Genomic DNA, 657 nt, shown 5'->3' on the forward strand with positions numbered 1-657 from the left:
GCCGCCGTCCGCGCCGCCGGGACGGCCCGAACCGTCGCGGCGGCCGGAGCCGCCGGAACGACCGCCCGGCGGGTCGGGGCGCCCGGGACCGTCGGGGCGGCCCTGGCGGCCGCCCGAACCCGAGCCTCGTCTGGGCCCTCCGGGGCCGCCGCGCCCGCCCGAGCCGCCGCCCGGGCCGTTGCGACCGGGCCCGGAGGGACGGCCGCCTTCCCTCACCGGCCCGCGACCTCCGCCTGCCGGTCGGCGGCGCCCTCAGGGACCCGGCCCTGGCTCGCCGTGCGGCCGACCTCGCGCCCCTGCCCGTCGAGGAACCGCGGCTCCTGCGTGCCGGGCTTCTCGCCGAGTTGCTCGACGCGGTCGGCCAGCCTCTGCGGCTGGGAGTCCAGCAGCAGCTTGGTGCGCTTGTCCTGGGCCTCCTGGCGCAGGCGCTGGGTGGTCTTCTGCAGGTCGGTCGCCCGGAAGGAATCTTTGGCCAGGACGGTGTTGAGCAGCAGCAGACTGACCAGCCCGCCGCACAGCAGCCCCACCACGAGCAGCACGAAGGGAGTGCGGGGCGCGCCGCGCCCTGCGGGCGCCCGCCGCGCCGCCGCCGCGGCCGTGACTCCGGCGCCGGCGGCTCCGGGCCGCTCGGGCATGGGCACGGCCTCGCGCTTCGGG

At 79.9% G+C, this 657-nt stretch carries 1 pseudogene; it reads right to left on the reverse strand.

Annotated elements, in window-relative coordinates:
- Positions 1 to 212: 212 nt before the first annotated feature.
- A pseudogene (locus tag ACFQSB_RS40230) lies at positions 213 to 657 on the reverse strand (hypothetical protein); the annotation flags it as partial.

Origin of the sequence: Sphaerisporangium rhizosphaerae (assembly GCF_042665155.1) — a bacterium.
GTDB lineage: Bacteria > Actinomycetota > Actinomycetes > Streptosporangiales > Streptosporangiaceae > Sphaerisporangium > Sphaerisporangium rhizosphaerae.